1 protein-coding gene is annotated in these 405 nt (G+C 49.1%); it reads right to left on the minus strand.

Features of this window, described 5'->3' with window-relative positions; genetic code table 11:
- Positions 1-7 precede the first annotated feature (7 nt).
- Positions 8-405 (minus strand): energy transducer TonB (locus tag ACO0K8_RS22315; protein ID WP_422948852.1); only part of this gene is annotated, 398 nt, incomplete at its 5' end.

Genomic DNA, 405 nt, shown 5'->3' on the forward strand with positions numbered 1-405 from the left:
CTGTGTTTTATTCAAGACTCCATACGTAGTTCACTTTAGTCCAGATCTGTTGTGGCTTGCCATCGACAGTACCTGGTTTGTGTTTGCAGGCGCCCGCTAACAAATGGGTACGCACTGCATTATCTAGTCCACGGAAACCACTAGACTTTTCTATCTTGACGTCGGAAACAGAACCATCGACACCCACCAGAACTGCCAGCAAGACTGTCCCTGTTTCTTCATTACGCAATGAAGCACGTGGATACTCTGGTTTGCAACCAGCTTGCTTAAAATCGATTACTGGTGCAACGGTCGCTGGTGCTACCGATTTTGCTTCTGCCACCGGCTGTTGTACGCTGGTTGGTTTGGCATTCGAGTCAGGTTTGACGTTCGATACCGCAGCAATCGCGTTGGTCGGTACCACTT

This window comes from Undibacterium sp. Ren11W, assembly GCF_049340485.1.
Taxonomy (GTDB): domain Bacteria; phylum Pseudomonadota; class Gammaproteobacteria; order Burkholderiales; family Burkholderiaceae_D; genus Undibacterium.